The 20,747-nt window shown below is 64.3% G+C and carries 16 protein-coding genes; 14 read left to right on the top strand and 2 right to left on the bottom strand.

The window, feature by feature from the left end; all coding sequences use genetic code 11:
• Positions 1 to 38: 38 nt before the first annotated feature.
• The gene (locus tag ABFX29_RS08075; protein WP_152226444.1) at positions 39 to 521 is read right to left on the bottom strand and encodes an aminoacyl-tRNA deacylase; all 483 of its coding nucleotides are present in this window, start codon (positions 519 to 521) and stop codon (positions 39 to 41) included.
• A 2-nt stretch (positions 522 to 523) separates the two neighbouring features.
• Positions 524 to 1,756: an acetyl-CoA C-acetyltransferase gene (locus ABFX29_RS08080; RefSeq protein WP_152226446.1), complete on the bottom strand. Its 1,233-nt coding sequence runs from the start codon at positions 1,754 to 1,756 to the stop codon at positions 524 to 526.
• Positions 1,757 to 2,314: 558 nt separating this feature from the next.
• On the opposite strand from ABFX29_RS08080, the gene rpoB reads away from it, so the two are divergent.
• The 14 genes from rpoB to rpsL all read left to right on the top strand — a co-directional run bounded on the left by rpoB (position 2,315) and on the right by rpsL (position 20,747).
• Positions 2,315 to 5,815 (top strand): DNA-directed RNA polymerase subunit beta, encoded by a 3,501-nt coding sequence (rpoB, locus tag ABFX29_RS08085; protein ID WP_152226448.1) that lies wholly within the window; start codon positions 2,315 to 2,317, stop codon positions 5,813 to 5,815.
• 184 nt (positions 5,816 to 5,999) lie between these two features.
• Positions 6,000 to 9,890 (top strand): DNA-directed RNA polymerase subunit beta', encoded by a 3,891-nt coding sequence (locus tag ABFX29_RS08090; protein WP_152226451.1) that lies wholly within the window; start codon positions 6,000 to 6,002, stop codon positions 9,888 to 9,890.
• Between the two features lie 201 nt (positions 9,891 to 10,091).
• Positions 10,092 to 10,877 carry an IclR family transcriptional regulator gene (locus ABFX29_RS08095; protein ID WP_152226453.1) on the top strand — a complete coding sequence of 262 codons (786 nt, stop codon included), beginning with the start codon at positions 10,092 to 10,094 and terminating at the stop codon, positions 10,875 to 10,877.
• Positions 10,878 to 11,060: 183 nt separating this feature from the next.
• Positions 11,061 to 12,257 carry a 4-hydroxybenzoate 3-monooxygenase gene (locus ABFX29_RS08100; RefSeq protein ID WP_152226455.1) on the top strand — a complete coding sequence of 399 codons (1,197 nt, stop codon included), beginning with the start codon at positions 11,061 to 11,063 and terminating at the stop codon, positions 12,255 to 12,257.
• A gap of 147 nt (positions 12,258 to 12,404) precedes the next feature.
• On the top strand, positions 12,405 to 13,262 hold the full coding sequence (pcaH, locus tag ABFX29_RS08105) for a protocatechuate 3,4-dioxygenase subunit beta (protein WP_246167270.1): 858 nt from the start codon (positions 12,405 to 12,407) through the stop codon (positions 13,260 to 13,262).
• Positions 13,262 to 13,825 carry a protocatechuate 3,4-dioxygenase subunit alpha gene (pcaG, locus tag ABFX29_RS08110; RefSeq protein ID WP_152226457.1) on the top strand — a complete coding sequence of 188 codons (564 nt, stop codon included), beginning with the start codon at positions 13,262 to 13,264 and terminating at the stop codon, positions 13,823 to 13,825. Before pcaH ends, pcaG begins: the two co-directional genes overlap by 1 nt.
• 4 nt (positions 13,826 to 13,829) lie before the next feature.
• On the top strand, positions 13,830 to 15,227 hold the full coding sequence (locus ABFX29_RS08115) for a lyase family protein (RefSeq protein ID WP_246167272.1): 1,398 nt from the start codon (positions 13,830 to 13,832) through the stop codon (positions 15,225 to 15,227).
• Positions 15,224 to 16,024, top strand: coding sequence for an alpha/beta fold hydrolase (locus ABFX29_RS08120; RefSeq protein ID WP_246167274.1), 801 nt, complete (start codon positions 15,224 to 15,226; stop codon positions 16,022 to 16,024). The genes ABFX29_RS08115 and ABFX29_RS08120 overlap by 4 nt, the downstream gene beginning before the upstream one ends.
• A gap of 134 nt (positions 16,025 to 16,158) precedes the next feature.
• Entirely contained in the window at positions 16,159 to 16,518 is a 360-nt protein-coding gene (gene pcaC, locus ABFX29_RS08125; RefSeq protein WP_152227303.1) for a 4-carboxymuconolactone decarboxylase, read from the top strand.
• Positions 16,519 to 16,649: 131 nt separating this feature from the next.
• Positions 16,650 to 17,852, top strand: a complete 1,203-nt coding sequence (locus ABFX29_RS08130; RefSeq protein ID WP_152226461.1) for a thiolase family protein — start codon at positions 16,650 to 16,652, stop codon at positions 17,850 to 17,852.
• Positions 17,853 to 17,867: 15 nt separating this feature from the next.
• A complete protein-coding gene (locus ABFX29_RS08135) occupies positions 17,868 to 18,551 on the top strand; it encodes a 3-oxoacid CoA-transferase subunit A (RefSeq protein WP_152226464.1) in 684 nt (227 codons plus the stop codon).
• Positions 18,548 to 19,228 carry a 3-oxoacid CoA-transferase subunit B gene (locus tag ABFX29_RS08140; RefSeq protein WP_152226466.1) on the top strand — a complete coding sequence of 227 codons (681 nt, stop codon included), beginning with the start codon at positions 18,548 to 18,550 and terminating at the stop codon, positions 19,226 to 19,228. Before ABFX29_RS08135 ends, ABFX29_RS08140 begins: the two co-directional genes overlap by 4 nt.
• A gap of 19 nt (positions 19,229 to 19,247) precedes the next feature.
• Positions 19,248 to 20,039: an IclR family transcriptional regulator domain-containing protein gene (locus ABFX29_RS08145; protein ID WP_152226468.1), complete on the top strand. Its 792-nt coding sequence runs from the start codon at positions 19,248 to 19,250 to the stop codon at positions 20,037 to 20,039.
• Between the two features lie 333 nt (positions 20,040 to 20,372).
• Positions 20,373 to 20,747, top strand: a complete 375-nt coding sequence (gene rpsL, locus ABFX29_RS08150; protein WP_055239341.1) for a 30S ribosomal protein S12 — start codon at positions 20,373 to 20,375, stop codon at positions 20,745 to 20,747.

Genomic DNA, 20,747 nt, shown 5'->3' on the forward strand with positions numbered 1-20,747 from the left:
GAAGCGGGGGTTTTTGCGTTCGGTGGGTTATTGGCGCGCTAGGAGAGCGGGTCGGTGATGTCCGTGACGGTTGCGTCCAGGACCGCGAGGAGGGCGTCCCCGTCCACGAAGAGGCTGGCTCCGTGCTCGCCGGCTCCCATCGATACACGCCGGCCCCGAATGCCCGGAGCAGCAAAGACGGGCCACGCCACAGTACTGCCCAGCGGAGTGATGGTTCCGCGGGCGTAGCCGGTGGCCTCAAAGGCTTCCTCGGCAGGCGGAAGCATCAGTTTGTTGGCGCCCGCGGCCGCCCTGAGCTTGGGCCAGGAAATCTGGGCGTCTCCGGGAACCAGGACAAACAGGTACTCCCCGGCCCGGCGCCGGACAACGAGTGACTTCACGATGTCCGCCGCGGTGATGCCAAGCATCGCGGCTGCTTCGGCCAGGCTGGCGGCGGCAGGCCTGTCGATGACCTCAACGTCCAGCCCGAGGCGGTCCGCAGCCGCCAGCACCCGGTCACGGCCGGTTGGGGAAGACTCCAAACCTAGAGCCTGTACAGCAGCAGGGCTTCACCCTGGCCGCCGCCTCCGCAGAGCCCGACGGCGGCACGCCCGGAACCTCGCCGGTTCAGTTCGTGCGCCGCGTGCAGTGCCAGCCGTGCGCCGGAGGCACCGATCGGGTGGCCGAGGGCTATCGCCCCGCCGTGGATGTTGCAGTCCTCCAAATCGACGCCGAGTTCCTGCAGCGACTGCACGGCCACCGAGCCGAAGGCCTCGTTGATCTCGACGAAGTCGAGGTCCGCCGCGGTCCAGCCGGCCCGCTTGAGCGCCTGGGAAATGGCATTGGAAGGCTGTGAGTGCAGGCTGTTGTCCGGGCCCGCGACCTGACCGGGCATCCCGACGGCGGCGAGGACGGGCAGCCCCTGTTCCTCGGCGAAGGCGCGTGTGGTCAGGACCAGGGCGCTGGCGCCGTCGGACAGGGGAGAAGAGTTGCCCGCCGTGATGGTGCCTTCCGGATCGAACGCCGGCCGCAGCCCGGCGAGGGTGTCCACAGTCGTGGAGGGCCGGATACCTTCATCGGCTGTGAGCACCAGTGGATCGCCCTTGCGCTGGGGAACGGTGACCGGGGCGATCTCGACGTCGAAAATTCCGGCTTCGGCGGCTGCGGCAGCACGCTGGTGGGAGGCAGCCGCCACCTCATCCTGGGCGGTGCGGCTGATGCCCAGGGCGGTATTGCCCCGTTCCGTGGAGACGCCCATGGATTCGTTATCGAAGGCGTCCGTCAGGCCGTCGTGAGCGACCGAATCAAGGACGGACATACTGCCGTAGTTCCAGCCCTGGCGCGAACCGGGCAGCACATGCGGGCCGCGTGTCATGGATTCCTGGCCGCCGGCCACCACCACGGTTGCTTCGCCTCCGCGGATCAGGCGTGCCGCGTCGATGACCGCGGCGAGTCCGGAGAGGCAGACCTTGTTGACGGTCACGGTGGGTACATCCCAGCCAAGGCCTGCCTTGATGGCGGACTGCCGGGCCGGGTTCTGGCCGCAGCCGGCCTGTACGACGTGGCCCATGATCACGCTGTCCACCTGTGAGGCGTCCACACCGGAACGCTCCAGGGCGCCGGCTATGGCGAAGGCGCCAAGTTCGACGGCGGTGAAGGAAGACAGCTGGCCGTTCAGCCGTCCCTGGGGGGTCCGCGCCCCGCCGACTATGACAACCTCGGGCGCCGCCTCAGTTCCTGCGAATGCCTCAGTTCCTGGAAATGCCTCAGTGCTCATGCCGCTAATCCACTTTCATAGAAGGTGATCCGTTGGTCCTGCGGATTTTGCCTTTAGGCTACCCGCTTGCCGTGGCGTGGGACACATCCGGCCCCCGGCAGGCTTCCGGTTTTGCCTCCGCCGGGGAGCGGGCGCGGAATCCGCGGAAAGAAATCGCGCGGATCCGCCTGACTTGGGGTACTCTATGTGGGTAGCCAAGCGTCATATCGGTTCGCTGGCACCGCCCGCAGCTCCCCGACAGGAAGCCGCAGCGCAGGAACTTTGAAGTTTCCCGCTGCAGGATCCCGGGTTGAGCTGGCAGGGGTTTCGATTACCGGGTAGACTTCTGTGTCCCCAATGCCCTATAGTAGATATTTGCTTCCCTCTCTTAACCTTCAGCCTTCATATAGCGGTGGGCTGTGTCACGGGCCAGGCGGCGTCCGAAGTGTTCACGCAGGCGTTTTACGCCCAGCAAAGGACAATCACGGCGCCCGGGACCGCCAGGACGCACGCGGACCAGGTCCGTCAGTGCAGAGTGGGAGCGCGAAACACGCCTGAAGGTCTGTGGAAGGATCCCTCTTGGTCGCCTCGAGCACCTCTAATAATGCAACCGCTACCACTCCGGAGAACGCAGCTTCCCGGATTTCATTCGCAAAGATTCACGAACCGCTGGATGTTCCCAATCTTCTTGCCCTGCAGACGGACAGCTTTGACTGGCTCGTAGGCAATGAGCGCTGGAAGGAACGCCTGCGGAAGGCCCAGGAAGAGGGCGACGCAGGTTTCGCCACCACCTCGGGCCTCGCGGATATCTTCGAAGAAATTTCCCCGATCGAAGACTTCCAGGGCACCATGTCCCTGAGCTTCTCGGAGCCGGAATTCGCTGATCCGAAGTACACCATGGCCGAGTGCAAGGACCGGGACGCAACGTACTCGGCACCGCTGTATGTCAAGGCCGAGTTCATGAACAACAACACGGGCGAAATCAAGCAGCAGACCGTGTTCATGGGCGACTTCCCGCTGATGACAGACAAGGGCACCTTCGTCATCAACGGCACGGAGCGCGTCGTCGTCTCCCAGCTGGTCCGTTCCCCGGGCGCCTACTTTGAGCGCGCCGCCGACAAGACCAGCGACAAGGACATCTACACCGCGAAGATCATTCCTTCCCGCGGTGCATGGTTCGAACTGGAAATCGACAAGCGCGACCAGGTGGGCGTCCGCCTGGACCGCAAGCGCAAGCAGTCCGTAACCATCCTGCTCAAGGCCCTTGGCTGGACCGAAGGCCAGATCCTGGAAACGTTCGGCGAGTACGACTCGATCCGCGCCACCCTGGAGAAGGACCCCACGGAGACCCAGGAAGATGCCCTGCTGGACATCTACCGCAAGCTCCGTCCGGGAGAGCCGCCCACGGTCGAGGCTGCCAAGACGCTGCTGGAGAACCTGTACTTCAACCCGAAGCGCTACGACCTGGCAAAGGTTGGCCGTTACAAGATCAACCGCAAGCTCGGCGTCGAGAAGCCCATCGGCGACTCCGACGCCTCGGTCCTGAACATCGATGACATCGTCGCGATGATCAAGTTCCTCGTGGCACTGCACGCCGGCGAGAAGACCATCCCGGGCAAGCGCGACGGCCAGGACGTGGACATCCGCGTTGAGGTCGACGACATCGACCACTTCGGCAACCGCCGTATCCGCGCTGTCGGCGAACTGATCGAAAACCAGATCCGCACCGGTCTTTCCCGCATGGAGCGTGTTGTCCGCGAACGGATGACCACCCAGGACGTCGAAGCGATCACGCCGCAGACCCTGATCAACATCCGTCCGGTCGTCGCTGCGATCAAGGAGTTCTTCGGAACCTCCCAGCTTTCGCAGTTCATGGACCAGAACAACCCGCTGGCCGGCCTGACCCACAAGCGCCGCCTTTCCGCGCTGGGCCCGGGCGGTCTGTCCCGTGACCGTGCAGGCATGGAAGTCCGAGACGTCCACCCCTCGCACTACGGACGTATGTGCCCCATCGAAACCCCTGAAGGCCCGAACATCGGCCTGATCGGTTCGCTGGCTTCCTACGCCCGGATCAACGCCTTCGGCTTCATCGAGACCCCGTACCGCAAGGTTGTGGACGGCGTCGTCACCGACCAGGTTGATTACCTGACCGCCGATGACGAAGTTGAGCGCACGATCGCACAGGCAAACGCCCCGCTGCGCGAAGACATGCACTTCGAAGAGGACCTCGTCCTCGTCCGTGCCCGCGGTGGATCCGGCGAGCCCGTGCTCGTTGAGCCCGAAGGCGTGGAGTACATGGACGTTTCCCCGCGCCAGATGGTGTCGGTCGCAACGGCCCTGATTCCGTTCCTCGAGCATGACGATGCCAACCGTGCCCTCATGGGTGCGAACATGCAGCGCCAGGCCGTGCCGCTGCTCCGTTCCGAGCGTCCCGTCGTGGGCACCGGCATGGAGAAGTACGCAGCCATCGACGCCGGTGACTCCGTCACCGCCGCCAAGGCCGGCGTCGTCACCGAGGTATCGGCTGACCTTGTCACCGTCATGAATGACGACGGCACCGAGACCAGCTACCCGATCATGAAGTTCGCGCGCTCGAACCAGGGCAACGCCTACAACCAGCGCGTGATCGTCTCCGAAGGCACCCGCGTTGAGGTCAACGACGTCATCGCCGACGGCCCCTCCACGGACCAGGGCGAACTGGCGCTGGGCAAGAACCTGCTCGTTGCGTTCATGTCCTGGGAAGGCCACAACTACGAAGATGCCATCATCCTCTCGCAGCGCATGGTCTCCGACGATGTCCTGACCTCGATCCACATCGAGGAGCATGAGGTTGACGCCCGCGACACCAAGCTTGGCGCCGAGGAAATCACCCGCGACATCCCGAACGTGTCCGAGGAAGTCCTCTCCCAGCTCGACGAGCGCGGCATCATCCACATCGGTGCCGAGGTTGAAGCAGGAGACATCCTGGTTGGCCGCGTCACTCCGAAGGGCGAAACTGAACTCACCCCCGAAGAGCGCCTGCTGCGCGCCATCTTCGGCGAGAAGAGCCGCGAAGTCCGCGACACCTCCCTGAAGGTTCCCCACGGCGAGTCCGGAACCGTCATCGGCGTGCGCATCTTCGACCGCGACAACGACGACGAGCTGCCCCCGGGCGTGAACCAGCTGGTCCGTGTCTACGTGGCACACAAGCGCAAGATCACGGACGGCGACAAGCTGGCCGGCCGCCACGGCAACAAGGGCGTCATCTCCAAGATCCTCCCGATCGAAGACATGCCGTTCCTGGAAGACGGCACCCCCGTCGACATCGTCCTGAACCCGCTGGGTGTTCCGGGCCGAATGAACGTCGGACAGGTCCTGGAAATCCACCTAGGCTGGGCTGCCAAGCAGGGCTGGAAGATCGAAGGCGAGCCGGACTGGGTCAAGGACCTGCCCGCGCTGCCCCGTGAAACCGGTCCCACCACCGTTGCCACCCCGGTGTTCGACGGCGCCAGCGAGGACGAAATCACCAACCTCCTGGACTCCACGAACGTCACCCGCGACGGCGACCGCCTGATCGGTGCTTCCGGAAAGGCCCGTCTGTTCGACGGCCGCTCCGGCCAGCCGTTCCCGGATCCGATCTCCGTTGGCTACATGTACATCCTGAAGCTGCACCACCTTGTCGATGACAAGATCCACGCACGCTCCACGGGTCCGTACTCCATGATCACGCAGCAGCCGCTGGGTGGTAAGGCACAGTTCGGCGGCCAGCGCTTCGGTGAAATGGAAGTCTGGGCCCTGGAAGCCTACGGTGCCGCTTACACCCTGCAGGAACTGCTCACCATCAAGTCCGATGACATCCACGGCCGCGTCAAGGTCTACGAAGCCATCGTGAAGGGTGAGAACATCCCGGAGCCCGGCGTTCCGGAATCGTTCAAGGTGCTCATCAAGGAAATGCAGTCGCTGTGCCTGAACGTGGAAGTCCTTTCCACTGAAGGCAACACGATTGAAATGCGTGACTCGGATGAAGAAGTCTTCCGGGCCGCGGAAGAGCTGGGTATTGATCTGTCCCGCGCAGAGCCGAGCTCAGTAGAAGAGGTTTAGGTTTTCCATCCCGGCTGGCGCCGGGAGGCCCGGAACGGCGGCAACGAAATTCCGCAGCTCGCAGAGCTCGCTCGAAATATTAAAGCCGCCTAACCCGGACCACCCGGCGCCGTTGGGGTAGTCACCTTAGTTCTTCCCGTACCCGAGACATTCAGATTTAGAGAACAAGAGAGAACAGGGACCCATGTCCAACGATTCCACGTTCGGCCTCATGCGAATCGGCCTTGCCACTGCGGACGAAATCCGCAACTGGTCTTACGGCGAGGTCAAAAAGCCGGAAACCATCAACTACCGAACCCTGAAGCCGGAGAAGGACGGTCTTTTCTGCGAAAAGATCTTCGGTCCTTCCCGTGACTGGGAGTGCTACTGCGGCAAGTACAAGCGCGTACGCTTCAAGGGCATCATCTGTGAGCGCTGCGGCGTCGAAGTTACCCGCGCCAAGGTTCGCCGTGAACGGATGGGCCACATTGAGCTCGCCGCTCCGGTAACCCACATCTGGTACTTCAAGGGTGTTCCCTCCCGCCTGGGCTACCTCCTTGACCTGGCTCCGAAGGACCTCGAAAAGGTCATCTACTTCGCTGCCTACATGATCACCTCGGTCGACGAGGAGAACCGCCACGCCGAACTGCCGAACCTGCAGGCCGAGCACGACCTGGAGCGCAAGCACCTGGTTGACCAGCGCGACTCCGACATCGCCGCGATCGCCAAGGACCTCGAAGACGAGCTGGCTCGCCTCGAAGGCGAAGGCGCCAAGGCAGCGGACAAGAAGAAGGCCCGCGACTCCGCCGACCGCCAGATGGCCAAGGTACGCCGCGACGCCGACAACAACATCGAGCGCCTCGAGCAGGTCTGGGAACGCTTCAAGAACCTCAAGGTCGGCGACCTCGAGGGCGACGAAGGCCTCTACCGCGAACTGCGCGACCGCTACGGCCTGTACTTCGAAGGCTCCATGGGCGCCGAAGCCATCAAGAAGCGTCTTGAGGACTTCGACATGCAGCAGGAGTCTGAGAACCTGCGCGAAATCATCCAGAACGGCAAGGGCCAGCGCAAGACGCGTGCCCTGAAGCGCCTGAAGGTTGTCAACGCGTTCCTCACGACGTCCAACAGCCCCATGGGCATGGTCCTGGACGCCGTCCCGGTCATCCCGCCGGAACTGCGCCCGATGGTCCAGCTCGACGGCGGCCGTTTCGCGACGTCCGACCTCAACGACCTGTACCGCCGCGTCATCAACCGCAACAACCGCCTGAAGCGCCTGCTGGATCTCGGTGCCCCCGAGATCATCGTGAACAACGAAAAGCGCATGCTGCAGGAAGCCGTTGACTCCCTGTTCGACAACGGCCGCCGCGGCCGTCCGGTCACCGGACCGGGCAACCGCCCGCTGAAGTCGCTCTCTGACATGCTCAAGGGCAAGCAGGGACGTTTCCGCCAGAACCTTCTGGGTAAGCGTGTTGACTACTCCGGCCGTTCGGTCATCGTCGTCGGTCCGCAGCTGAAGCTGCACCAGTGCGGCCTGCCCAAGCAGATGGCCCTGGAGCTCTTCAAGCCGTTCGTGATGAAGCGCCTGGTTGACCTCAACCACGCACAGAACATCAAGAGCGCCAAGCGCATGGTCGAGCGTTTCCGCCCGCAGGTCTGGGACGTACTGGAAGAGATCATCACCGAACACCCGGTGCTGCTCAACCGTGCACCTACCCTGCACCGCCTCGGCATCCAGGCCTTCGAACCGCAGCTGGTTGAGGGCAAGGCCCTGCAGCTGCACCCGCTGGTCTGCGGCGCCTTCAACGCTGACTTCGACGGCGACCAGATGGCAGTCCACCTGCCGCTGAGCCCCGAAGCACAGGCTGAAGCACGCATCCTGATGCTGTCCTCCAACAACATCCTGAAGCCGTCGGACGGCCGTCCGGTGACCCTGCCTTCGCAGGATATGATCATCGGCCTGCACCACCTGACCACCAAGCGCGAAGGCGCAGCAGGCGAAGGCCGTGTGTTCTCCTCGATGGCTGAAGCCATCATGGCGAACGACCTTGGCGAGCTGCACCTGAACGCTCCGGTCAAGATCCGCGTCGAGGGCTTCGTTCCCAGCGACGAGCAGCCGGCTCCGGAAGGCTGGGAAGAGGGCACTCCTGCACTCATCCCGACCACCCTCGGCCAGGTGCTGTTCAACCAGACCCTGCCGGCGGATTACCCGTGGGTTGAGGCTGTTGCAGACAAGGGCCAGCTCTCCAAGATCGTCAACGATCTTGCCGAGCGGTACCCGAAGGTCGTCACGGCTGCAACGCTGGACAACCTGAAGGACTCCGGTTTCTACTGGGCCACCCGCTCAGGCGTCACCGTTGCCATCTCCGACATCGCTGCTCCGATCGACAAGCCGGCCATTATGGAGGTTTACGAAGCACGCGCTGCCAAGGTTGAAAGCCAGTACGGCAAGGGCCTGATCGCTGAAGACGAGCGCCGCCAGGAGCTCATCGACATCTGGAACCAGGCAACCAATGAGGTTGCCAAGGCTATGCGTGACAACATGCCGATCCAGAACAACATCAACCGGATGGTTTCCTCCGGTGCTCGAGGCAACTGGCTGCAGGTCCGGCAGATCGCCGGTATCCGCGGCCTGGTGGCCAACCCGAAGGGCGAGATCATCCCGCGCCCGATCAAGTCCTCCTACCGTGAGGGCCTGTCGGTTCTGGAATACTTCATCGCCACGCACGGTGCCCGTAAGGGTCTGGCCGATACCGCTCTGCGTACCGCCAACTCGGGTTACCTGACCCGTCGTCTGGTGGACGTTTCGCAGGACGTCATTGTCCGCGAAGAGGACTGCGGCACCGAGCGCGGCCTGAACGTTACGATCGCTGTTCCGGATCACAACGGTGAACTGGTGCTGCACGAAGAGGTCGAGAACTCGGCGTACGCCCGTACGCTGGCTACCGACGTCTCCGATGCGGAAGGCAACGTCCTGGCCAAGGGCGGCGACGACGTCGGCGATGTGCTGATCGAGAAGCTGTTCAAGGCCGGCGTCACCGACATCAAGGTCCGCTCCGTGCTGACCTGTGAGTCGGCTGTCGGAACCTGTGCCCTTTGCTACGGCCGTTCGCTGGCCACCGGCAAGACCGTTGACATTGGCGAGGCTGTTGGCATCATCGCCGCACAGTCCATCGGTGAGCCCGGTACCCAGCTGACCATGCGTACCTTCCACACCGGTGGTGTTGCATCGGCAGAAGATATCACCCAGGGTCTGCCCCGTATCCAGGAGCTCTTCGAAGCACGTACCCCCAAGGGCGTTGCTCCGATCTCCGAGACGGCTGGCCGGGTCACCATCGAAGAGACCGACCGCCAGATGCGTCTGGTTGTCACTCCGGATGACGGCTCCGAGGAAATCGCCTACCCGGTCCTGCGCCGTGCCCGCCTCCTGGTTGCCGACGGCGACCACGTCGAGGTTGGCCAGCAGCTGGTTGCAGGTGCAGTGGATCCCAAGCAGATCCTCCGCATCCTCGGCCCGCGCAAGGCACAGGAGTTCCTGGTGGACGAAGTGCAGCGCGTGTACCGCAGCCAGGGTGTGGGCATCCACGACAAGCACGTGGAAGTCATCGTCCGGCAGATGCTGCGCCGCGTGACCGTGATCGAATCCGGCGATTCCGACCTGCTCCCGGGTGAGCTGGCTGAGCGCCGCCGGTTCGAGAGCGAGAACCGCCGCGTGGTCTCCGAAGGACGCCGTCCGGCTGCTGGCCGTCCGGAGCTGATGGGTATCACCAAGGCATCCCTGGCGACCGAGTCCTGGCTGTCCGCTGCTTCCTTCCAGGAAACCACCCGCGTCCTGACGCAGGCGGCCATGGAAGGCAAGAGCGATCCGCTGCTCGGCCTGAAGGAAAACGTCATCATCGGTAAGCTGATCCCGGCCGGAACGGGCCTGCCCCGTTACACCGAGGTCACGGTTGAACCGACTGAGGAAGCAAAGGCCAATCTCTTCACCGGCCCGAGCGCCTTCAGCGACTTCGACTACGCCGGAGTTGACGGTGGCCTGAGCCCCGAGTTCCACGCCATCCCGCTGGATGACTACGACATGGGCAGCGAGTTCCGCTAAAGCTGAAAAGCCAAAGCCGGACCACGCACCGAAGGGAAGGACCCCGCCGAAAGGCGGGGTCCTTCCCCGTTTAACGGACCGGCCCGTTTAACGGACCGGCCCGTTTAACGGACCGGCCCCGCAGGCTGTCACACCCGTTGGCGCAGCGCGGCCGGAACGGGTGGAAGCGGAGGCAGCGCCGTCGTATGCCAAAGTACTGATATGGCCAATTCCCCTTCCGGAGACTCCATGGCGGAGCGCATCGTGCGTGTGATTTCGGCATTCGACGCTGAGCACGCTGCCATGCCCGTGGCGGTCCTGGCCCGCCGGGCAGGGCTGCCGCTCTCTACAGCGCACCGGCTGGCGGGGGAGCTGGTGTCCCTGGCGCTGCTGCAGCGCACGGATAAGGGTGAGCTCCGTCTGGGACTGCGGCTTTGGGAGCTGGCGAGCCGCAGCTCTGCGGCACTGGACCTGCGCCAGGTGGCTATGCCGTTCATGGAGGACATCCAGGCGGTGATCCGCCAACACACCCAGTTGTCCGTCCTGCAGGAGGATGAGGTGCTCTTCATTGAACGGCTCTCCAGCCGCGGCTCGGTGTCCAACTTCGCGAAAGTTGCAGGCAGGCTCCCGCTGCACATTTCCTCCTCCGGGATGGTGCTGATGGCGCACTCGCCCCGGCACGTCCAGGAGGAGTTCCTCAGCCGGCACCGCAATGACCCGCCGCCCTTTCCTGCTGCCGACGTACTCCGGCGGCAGTGGGCGGAGATCCGGCGGGCAGGGTGCGCAACACTGCCCGGGGTTGTCGATCCGGACACAACGGGGATAGCCGTCCCGGTCTTTGGACCGCAGGGTTCAGCGGTGGCCGCCCTGGGCGTGGTGGTTCCGCGCGGGAAAGAGAACACCTCCGCTACCGTGCCTGCGCTGATGACCGCTGCGCGGGGTATCTCACGCGGACTGGGCACCGATTCGGCAGAAGCCGGCCCGCGGAATGAAGGGCCCACTGCCTAGCACCCACGCCGAGAGGACAGTTACGGCCCGTTTGAGCCTTCATAAGAGCCGTAACTGGCCTTTTGGAGGACACGTCTTCTCATTGAATGGGAATGGGGTCGCGTCCGGCATGTGCCGGTCCTCACACTGGGAGTAAGGCCTTCAGGCCCGTTCCTCCCGCCTGTCCCCAAAAGGAGTCCTGCATTGGCTGCAGCCCGCACCGTCCTCAAGACCAAAGTCGGCATTGTTGGAGGTGGTCCCGCTGGGCTGATGCTCTCCCACATGCTGGCCAAGTCAGGCATCGAAAGCATCGTCGTGGAAAAGCGCGACCATGAAACCATCCGCACCACGCACCGCGCCGGAATCCTGGAACACGGCAGCGTCCGGATGCTCACTGAAGGCGGAGTCAGTGACCGGGTGCTGACCGACGGCTACAAGCATGACGGAATCGACCTGCGTTTCGGCGGCGAAAGCCACCGGATCGACTTCGAGGAACTGGTGGGGGAGTCTGTCTGGCTTTATCCGCAGAATGAGGTCTTTGTGGACCTGGCCGCTGCCCGTGAGCGGGACAACGGCGACGTCCGTTACGCAGTATCCAATACCGAAGTGCTCGACCAGACGACGCCGGTCCCCAAGATCCGCTTTACCGATGCCGAAGGCACGGACTTCGAAATTCACTGCGACATCCTGGTTGGCGCGGACGGCTCCCAAGGCATCTGCAAGCGCTCCATTCCCAAGGAACTGCGCACCGACAACTTCATCGAGTACCCGTTCGCCTGGTTCGGCATCCTCACCGAAGCTCCGCCGAGCGCGCCTGAACTGATCTATGCCAACTCTGACCACGGATTCGCCCTGATCAGCCAGCGCAACGACAACGTGCAGCGCATGTACTTCCAGTCCGACCCCAACGAGGACGCCGATGCATGGAGCGATGAGCAGATCTGGGATGAACTCCAGCGCCGCGTCGACGGTCCGGACGGCTTCCAGCTCAAGCGCGGGCCGATCTTCGAAAAGACCGTCCTGAAGTTCCGCTCCTACGTCTGCGAGTCGCTGCGTTACGGCAACATGTTCCTGGCCGGCGACGCCGGACACACGGTTCCGCCCACCGGCGCCAAGGGCCTGAACCTGGCTCTGGCGGATGTGAAGGTGTTGTTCGAAGCGATCGATTCCTTCTATGCCACGAAGTCTCCCGACCTGCTGGACGGTTACAGCGATAAGGCGCTCAAGCGGGTATGGCGGGCGCAGAACTTCTCCTACTGGATGACGTCCATGCTTCACACCCGCCCCGACGCCACGGATTTCGAGCGCAAGCGTGCCCTGGGAGAACTCAACGGCGTGGTCTCCTCCCGCCACGGCCAGGCTTACCTTGCCGAGGCCTACACCGGCTGGCCGGAACACTAGCCCCCGGACCGGTGAAAGCCGGCATATGTTCACAATGTGAACGTCTGTACTAAGAGTGAACACGAGGTGTACTGTGGGTTCCATCCACGGGATGCCTACCCACCGCGGGACGCGACGAGGCGTTCTGCCCTGACAGGAAGAAGGACCATGGACAAGAACACCATGGACACGGACAGCGGCTCCGCCCTTGCGGAAGACCTGTTCGCGGACAGCCACGTCGTCGAGCGCCTGGACGCCGCCGAGGCATCGCAGGACCAGATTTCCGAAGAGATCCGGACCATTCATGAGGCATACCGGAAGGGTGTGGAGAACGGTGCCGCTGAGGAGACCCAGCCGCGCGTGGACTTCCGTCCGTACCGCAGTTCGCTGCTTCGCCACCCCACCAAGAACCTGCACCACACCGACCCGGAGACCATCGAGCTCTGGTCGCCCGCGTTCGGCCACCAGGATGTGCACCCGCTGGAATCCAACCTGACCATCCAGCACAACGGCGAGCCCCTGGGCGAGCGCATCATCGTCCGCGGACGGGTGCTCGACGGCGACGGGCGTCCGGTCCGCAACCAGCTGATCGAGGTATGGCAGGCGAACTCCGCCGGCCGGTACATCCACAAGCGCGACCAGCACCCGGCTCCGATTGACCCGAACTTTACCGGCGTCGGCCGTGCCATCACCGGTGATGACGGCTCCTACGAGTTCACCACGATCAAGCCCGGCCCCTATCCGTGGAAGAACCACTTCAACGCCTGGCGTCCGGCCCACATCCACTTCTCCCTCTTCGGGACGGACTTCACCCAGCGCATGATCACCCAGATGTACTTCCCGGGTGATCCGCTCTTCGCCCTGGATCCGATCTACCAGTCCATTACGGACCAGAAGGCCCGGGACCGCCTCGTTGCTGCCTATGATCACAGCATCACCTCGCACGAGTGGGCCACCGGCTACAACTGGGACATTGTGCTGACCGGCAGCAACCGCACCTGGATGGAAGAAGAGGACGCAGAGTAATGAGCGAAAAACTCACCGCCACCCCCGGCCAGACCATTGGTCCGTTCTACGGCTACGCGCTTCCCTTCGAGAAGGGCGGGGAACTGCTCGCGCCTGGACTTCCCGGAGCCATCCGGCTGCAGGGCACCGTCCGCGACGGTGCCGGAGAGCCGATTCCCGACGCACTGCTGGAAATCTGGCAGGCCGACTCAGAGGGCAATATCCCGCAGCGGACCGGATCACTGGTCCGTGACGGCTACACCTTCACCGGCTGGGGCCGCACCGCAGTGGACAACACCGGCAACTACACGTTCACCACGGTGAACCCCGGTCCCACGGAAGAAGGCTCCGCACCGTTCATCTCCGTAGTGATCTTTGCCCGCGGCCTGCTGAATAAGCTCCACACCCGGATGTACCTGCCGGAAGACCAGGAAGCCCTGGCCAAGGATCCGCTGCTTTCCTCGCTTCCCGAGGACCGCCGCCGGACCCTGATCGCCACCCGCGAAGCAGATGGCGGCCTGCGCTGGGACATCACACTGCAGGGCGAAGACGAGACCGTCTTCCTCGCCTACCCGGGAGCGTAACCCCTTGGCCTTCGCGGAAACTGCCGACTACGGACTCCTGTCGCCGGCATGGGCCGGCACCCGTGCTGCCGCACTGACCTCGGACGAGGCGCTGCTGCAGGCCATGCTCGACGTCGAACTCGAGTGGCTGCGGGTGCTCGCTTCCGCGGGCCTGGTCAAGTCTGGGATTCCCGACGCCGTTGCACCTGCCTGCCAGGCAAGCCGCTATGACATAGCGGACCTGGCGGCCCGGGCGCAGGGCGGCGGGAATCCCGTCATTCCGCTGCTTGCAGATCTGCGGGCGATTGTCCGGGAAGAGGCCCCGGCAGCCGTTGGCCCCATCCATAAAGCTGCGACCAGCCAGGACATCCTGGATTCGGCGCTGATGCTGATGGCATCACGGGCGCTGGAAACCATCCTGGCCGATGCTTACCGTGCACAGGCAGCGTTGGCGGACCTGGCCCGCGAACACGCCGAAACCCTCAGCGTGGCACGCACCCTCACCCAGCATTCCCTTCCCTCCACCTTTGGGCTGAAGGCAGCCCAGTGGCTGCACGGCGTTGGCCAGGCGACTGCCGCCCTGGAAGCCGCCGCCGCGGCGCTGCCGCTGCAGTGGGGTGGTGCCTCCGGCACGATGGCCGCGCTCACTGCGGCCGCCGAATCCTCCTCTGCCTCCCCGCTTGAACTGTCCGCGGACCTTGCGGCCCGCCTTGGGCTCGCAGACCCGGTGGCTCCCTGGCAGACCAACCGCCTGCCGGTTACCGCCCTGGGCGGCGCCCTGGCAGACCTGCTGGCCGCAGCGGGCAAGGTTTCCAACGATGTCCTGCTGCTGAGCCGGCCCGAAATCGGCGAGGTCAGCGAACCGCGCGAGGAAGGCCGCGGCGGTTCTTCGGCCATGCCGCAGAAGCAGAACCCCGTCCTTTCCGTCCTGATCCGCAGTGCAGCCCTGGCCGCGCCCGGATACACCGCCATGCTCCAGGCCGCTGCTGGTGCCGCTGACGACGAACGCCCCGGCGGATCCTGGCACGTTGAATGGCAGGCACTGCGACAGCTGCTGCGGCTCGCAGGGGGAGCGGCCGCAAAACTGGCTGAGCTGTCCGGCGGACTGCATGTCAATACCAGTGCCGTTGCCCGGAACCTCGCCCTGGCCGGCCCGCTGGTTGTCAGCGAGAAGGTCATGGCACGGGTAGCTCCGCTCCTGGATGCAGGCACCCCGGGCCAGGGAAAGAAGAAAATCCAGGCACTCGTATCGCGGTCACTGGCAGGCGAGGACTTTGCCGCCCTCCTGCGCGAAGCGGTACCGGCGCAGGTGCTCAGCGACTCGGAAATCGCCGACCTGCTTGATCCGGCAAACTACATCGGCCAATCCAGCGCACTGATTGAACGAATCATCTCGGCTTACCCCGGAAGGAACAACGCGTGAGCGTCCCCCAGATCAAGGCAACCCAGCTCTCCAACGCCGGTCCCTCGGCGCCCGTGATGATCGCCGGGCCGTCACTGGGCACCTCCGGCACCGCACTGTGGGCCAGCACAGCGGCCCTGCTCGACGGCTTCACGGTTATTGCCTGGGATCTCCCGGGACACGGCAACAGCCCGGCGGCCACTGACGGATTCTCCATCGGGGAACTGGCTGCTGCCGTCCACCAGCTGGTCGAGGACGCCGCAGCGGCAGGGGACATTTCGCGGCAGGCGCAGATCCACTATGCGGGTGTCTCCCTGGGCGGTGCCGTGGGACTGCAGCTGGGACTGGATTTCCCCACCGCCTTCACCTCACTGGCCATCCTCTGTTCCGGCGCCAAAATCGGCGACGCCGAAGGCTGGGAAGCGCGGGCTGAAACCGTCCGGAACCAAGGCACTCCGGCAGTACTCATTTCCTCTGCCCAGCGCTGGTTCGCCGAAGGATTCATCGAGCGGGAGAAAGGCGCATCCGCGGCACTGCTCCATTCCCTGCAGGACGCCGACCGGTTCTCCTACGCCTTCTGCTGCCAGGCCCTGGCGGGTTTCGACGTCCGCAGCCGACTGGCCGAAATCAAGGTTCCCGTCCTGGCCGTGGCCGGGGCCGAAGACGTGGTCACCCCTGCCTCCTTCGCCGAACTGATTGCCGCCGGCGTACCCGGCGGCCGCTCCGCCGTCGTGCCCGATGCCGCGCACCTGGTGCCGGCAGAGCAGCCGGCAGTTACCGCGGAGCTGCTTGGCAGCTTCTTCCGCGCTGCCAAGTAAGAGTTGTGCAGCAAAGCAGCAAAGCAGCGAAGCAGAAAAATGGGTGCACACCGCACCTTGAAGCCCAGAGAACAGGCAAGACAGTGAACGAATCCTCCACCGGCAAAACCCAGCAGGAAATCTACGACGAGGGCATGGCAGTGCGCCGCGAGGTACTGGGCGACGCCCACGTGGACCGTGCCAACGAAGCCAAGGACGGCTTCACCACCGACTTCCAGGACATGATTACGCGCTACGCCTGGGGGACCATCTGGACCCGCCCGGGGCTGGACCGGAAGATGCGCAGCGCTATCACGCTGACCGCCCTGATTGCGCACGGACACATGGAAGAACTGGCTATGCACGTCCGTGCTGCACTGCGGAACGGACTGACCCGGGACGAGATCAAGGAAATCCTCCTGCAGTCTGCGATCTACTGCAGCGTGCCTTCGGCGAATTCGGCGTTCAAGGTTGCCCAGCACGTCTTCGCTGAACTGGACGCGGCGGAAAACTAAGGCTGGCACAAAACGCCAATCTCGGATAAATTCGCATCTTGTACGCATGTTCGCAGATTGAACACTAGTGGCGCTCGTCCTGCGCCGACGGTCCGCGAACACGGGTGCAGCAACCAGCCAAAGGAGCCACGGTGAACCAGGCCTACATTTACGACGCAGTCCGAACCCCGTTCGGACGTTTCGGGGGAGCCCTTGCAGGGGTCCGGCCCGACGACCTCGCCGCACAGGTGATCCGGGCCTCCGTCGCCCGCGCACCGGAACTCGACCCTGAACGTATTGACGAAGTCATCTTCGGCAACGCCAACGGTGCGGGCGAGGAGAACCGCAACGTGGCCCGCATGGCCACGCTGCTGGCAGGCCTGCCGGTGTCCATCCCCGGCACCACCGTGAACCGGCTCTGCGGGTCTTCCCTCGACGCCGCCATGATCGCCTCCCGGCAGATCAACACCGGCGAAGCGGACCTGATGCTGGTAGGCGGAGCCGAATCCATGAGCCGCGCCCCCTGGGTGCTGCCCAAGAACGAAAAGCCGTTCCCCGCCGGTGACCAGACACTGGCCTCCACCACGCTGGGCTGGCGCCTGGTCAACCCCCGGATGCCCAGGGAGTGGACTGTCTCCCTGGGTGAAGCCACCGAACAGCTGCGCGAGAAGTACGGGATCAGCCGTGAGCGCCAGGACGAGTTCGCTGCCAGGTCCCACGAGCAGGCCGCCCGCGCCTGGGACGAGGGACGCTACGACAACCTCACCGTAGCGGTCGACGGCGCCGAGCTGGCGCGCGACGAAAGCATCCGTGCAGGTTCCACCGTGGAGAAGCTCGCCACCCTGAAGACCGTCTTCCGTCCGGTCTCCGATTCCCCAGCCGGCGGCACCGTCACTGCCGGCAACGCCTCACCGCTGAACGACGGCGCCTCCGCAGCCTGGCTGGGCAGCGAAGCCGCGGCCGGGATCCTTGGCCTGGAGCCCCTGGCCCGCATCGCCGGACGCGGAGCAGCCGCCAACGAACCGCAGTACTTCGGCTACGCGCCGGTGGAAGCCGCCAACACCGCCCTCAAGCGTGCCGGGATCTCCTGGAACGACGTTGGTGCCGTTGAACTCAATGAAGCCTTCGCCGCACAGTCCCTGGCCTGTCTTGACGCGTGGGACATCGATCCCGCGATCGTCAACGCCTGGGGCGGCGCCGTATCCATCGGACACCCGCTGGGCGCCTCAGGCACCCGGATCCTGGGCACCCTGGCCCGCCGGCTCGAAGCCACCGGTGAACGGTGGGGCGTGGCCGCCATCTGCATCGGCGTCGGGCAGGGACTCGCCGTCGTACTCGAAAACACCAAAGCCTAGCTCCTGAGGAGAACCGTGCTGAACATTCTGCAGGACGTCGACGAAGCCGTCGCGCCGATCCATGACGGAGCCACCGTGATGATCGGAGGCTTCGGCAAGGCCGGGCAGCCGGTCGAGCTGATCGAGGCACTTCTGCGCCAGGGCGCAAAGGACCTCACAGTTGTGAACAACAACGCAGGCAACGGTGAACAAGGGCTCGCCGCACTGATTGGTGCCGGACGCGTCAGGAAGATCATCTGCTCCTTCCCGCGCCAGTCCGACTCACAGATTTTCGATGCGAAGTTCCGGGCCGGGGAGATTGAACTCGAGCTGGTTCCGCAGGGCAACCTGGCCGAGCGCATCCGCGCCGCCGGTGCCGGGATTGGCGGCTTCTTCACGCCCACCGCCTACGGCACCCCGCTGGCCGAGGGCAAGGAAACCCGCATGATCGACGGCCGCGGCTACGTCTTCGAAACTCCGCTGCACGCAGACTTCGCACTGGTGAAGGCACTCAAGGCCGACCGCGCCGGGAACCTGGTCTACCGCAAGACCGCCCGGAACTTCGGTCCCATCATGGCAGCGGCCGCGAAGAACGCGATCGTCCAGGTACGCGACATCGTGGAAGTGGGAGGGATCAATCCGGAGATCGTCGTGACCCCCGGCATCTACGTCAACACCCTGGTGCAGGTAACCCGCGAGAAAGAACCGGCAGCAGCATGAGCGAGAAGGCAGCGAATACCACCATGAGCGAAAAACTGGACCGCAACTCCCTGGCTGAACTCGTCGCCCGGGACATCGCGCCCGGCTCCTTCGTCAACCTGGGCATCGGACAGCCGACGCTGGTCTCCAACTACCTCAAGCCCGAGCAGCACGTCACGCTGCACACTGAAAACGGCATGCTGGGCATGGGTCCCGAGGCCCGGGGTGATGAGATCGACGGCGACCTGATCAACGCCGGCAAGATCCCCGTCACCGAGCTTCCGGGAGCATCGTACTTCCACCATGCCGACTCCTTTGCCATCATGCGCGGCGGGCACCTGGACGTCTGCGTGCTGGGAGCTTTCCAGGTTTCTGCAACTGGCGACCTGGCCAACTGGCACACCGGCGCACCTGACGCGATCCCCGCCGTCGGGGGAGCCATGGACCTGGCGACCGGTGCCAAGGACGTCTACGTGATGATGTCCCTGTTCACCCGCGAAGGCGTCAGCAAGCTGGTGAAGGAGTGCTCCTACCCGTTGACGGGCGTTGGCTGCGTCACTCGCGTTTACACTAATGAGGCGGTCTTTCTCCTGAAGGAGGACGGCGTCCACGTTCGCGAGACCTACGGGATCAGCTTCGAGGAGCTTGCCGCGAAGGTGGACGTGCCGTTGATCGGCCCGTCAGCCGGTACCGACTAAGACCATCAGCGGGGGAGACATGAGCGAAACCATCGCGGCCAGTGACCAGTTTGTCCAGTCACTGGCCCGCGGCCTGTCCGTGATCCGGGCGTTCGACGCCGAACACGTACAGATGACCCTCAGCGACGTCTCCCGGCGGACCGGCCTAACGCGGGCCACGGCCCGGCGGTTCCTGCTGACCCTGGTAGAGCTTGGCTACGTGCGAACCGACGGCCGGAGCTTTGAACTCACGGCGTTGGTCCTGCAGCTTGGCTACTCCTACCTGGCCGGGCAGTCACTCCCGCAGCTGGCCCAGCCCCTGCTGGAGGATCTTTCCCGCGAAATCCACGAATCGACGTCGGCCTCTATCCTGGACGGCAATGAAATCGTCTATGTTGCCAGGATCCATACCCGCCGGCTGATGACGGTGGGGATCACCGTGGGAACCCGTTTCCCTGCCTACGCCACCTCTATGGGGCGGGTGCTGCTTGCCGGACTCGACGACGCTGCCCTGGACGCGTATCTCGCCGAAGTGGAACTGGTTCCCCTGACCGAGCGCACCATTACCGATGATGCGGCCCTGCGCCGTGAAGTGGGCCGGGTCCGCGAACAGGGCTGGGCCGTGGTGGACCAGGAGCTTGAACGGGGACTGCGTTCAGTGGCGGTGCCCATCTTCAGCCCCGGCGGCGAAGTGATCGCGGCGCTGAATACCTCGATGCAGGCGACCCTGGGCCTGGACGGGCCTACACTGGAGGAGGCGGCGGCGCAGGTGCTGCCCCAGCTGCAGGAGGCGTCACGGAAGATCACCCAGGCGCTGGCAGCCCGTAGCTGAGACCGGCTCCCGCGGGGCCCGGCAGCCCCGGATTAAGTCTGCCGGGATGTCTGCTAGACTGTTAATAATTGTTTGTGTGGCAGTGGATGAAGGCCGCTCGCATGTTTCCTGGATTCCGTCTCCGGGGCGCGGGTGGGGGCCTGTTTCCGGGTTGCAGGGTTCTTGTGCAACGAATGCCACACTTTTGCACGCCTACGGTCGCTTCGGATCACGGAACGTCTCGGGGGTACTGCGGCAACAACTTTGAAAAGCCTCGCTCCGTGACCTGCGTCAAGCCGGCCGGAGCAAGCGCAACCAGAGAATTTTTCTCGAGATAAAACGGAGAACTGATAAGTGCCTACGATTCAGCAGCTGGTCCGCAAGGGCCGCTCACCCAAGGTCTCCAAGACCAAGGCTCCTGCCCTTAAGGGCAGCCCGATGCGCCGTGGTGTGTGCACCCGTGTTTACACCACCACCCCGAAGAAGCCGAACTCGGCTCTGCGCAAGGTAGCCCGTGTTCGCCTCAACGGCGGCGTGGAAGTTACTGCCTACATCCCCGGTGTGGGTCACAACCTGCAGGAACACTCCATCGTGCTGGTCCGCGGTGGTCGTGTGAAGGACCTGCCCGGTGTCCGTTACAAGATCGTTCGCGGCGCACTGGACACCCAGGGTGTCAAGAACCGCAAGCAGGCTCGCAGCCGCTACGGCGCGAAGATGGAGAAGAAGTAA

The organism is Arthrobacter gandavensis (assembly GCF_039528575.1).
Lineage (GTDB): Bacteria > Actinomycetota > Actinomycetes > Actinomycetales > Micrococcaceae > Arthrobacter_B > Arthrobacter_B citreus_B.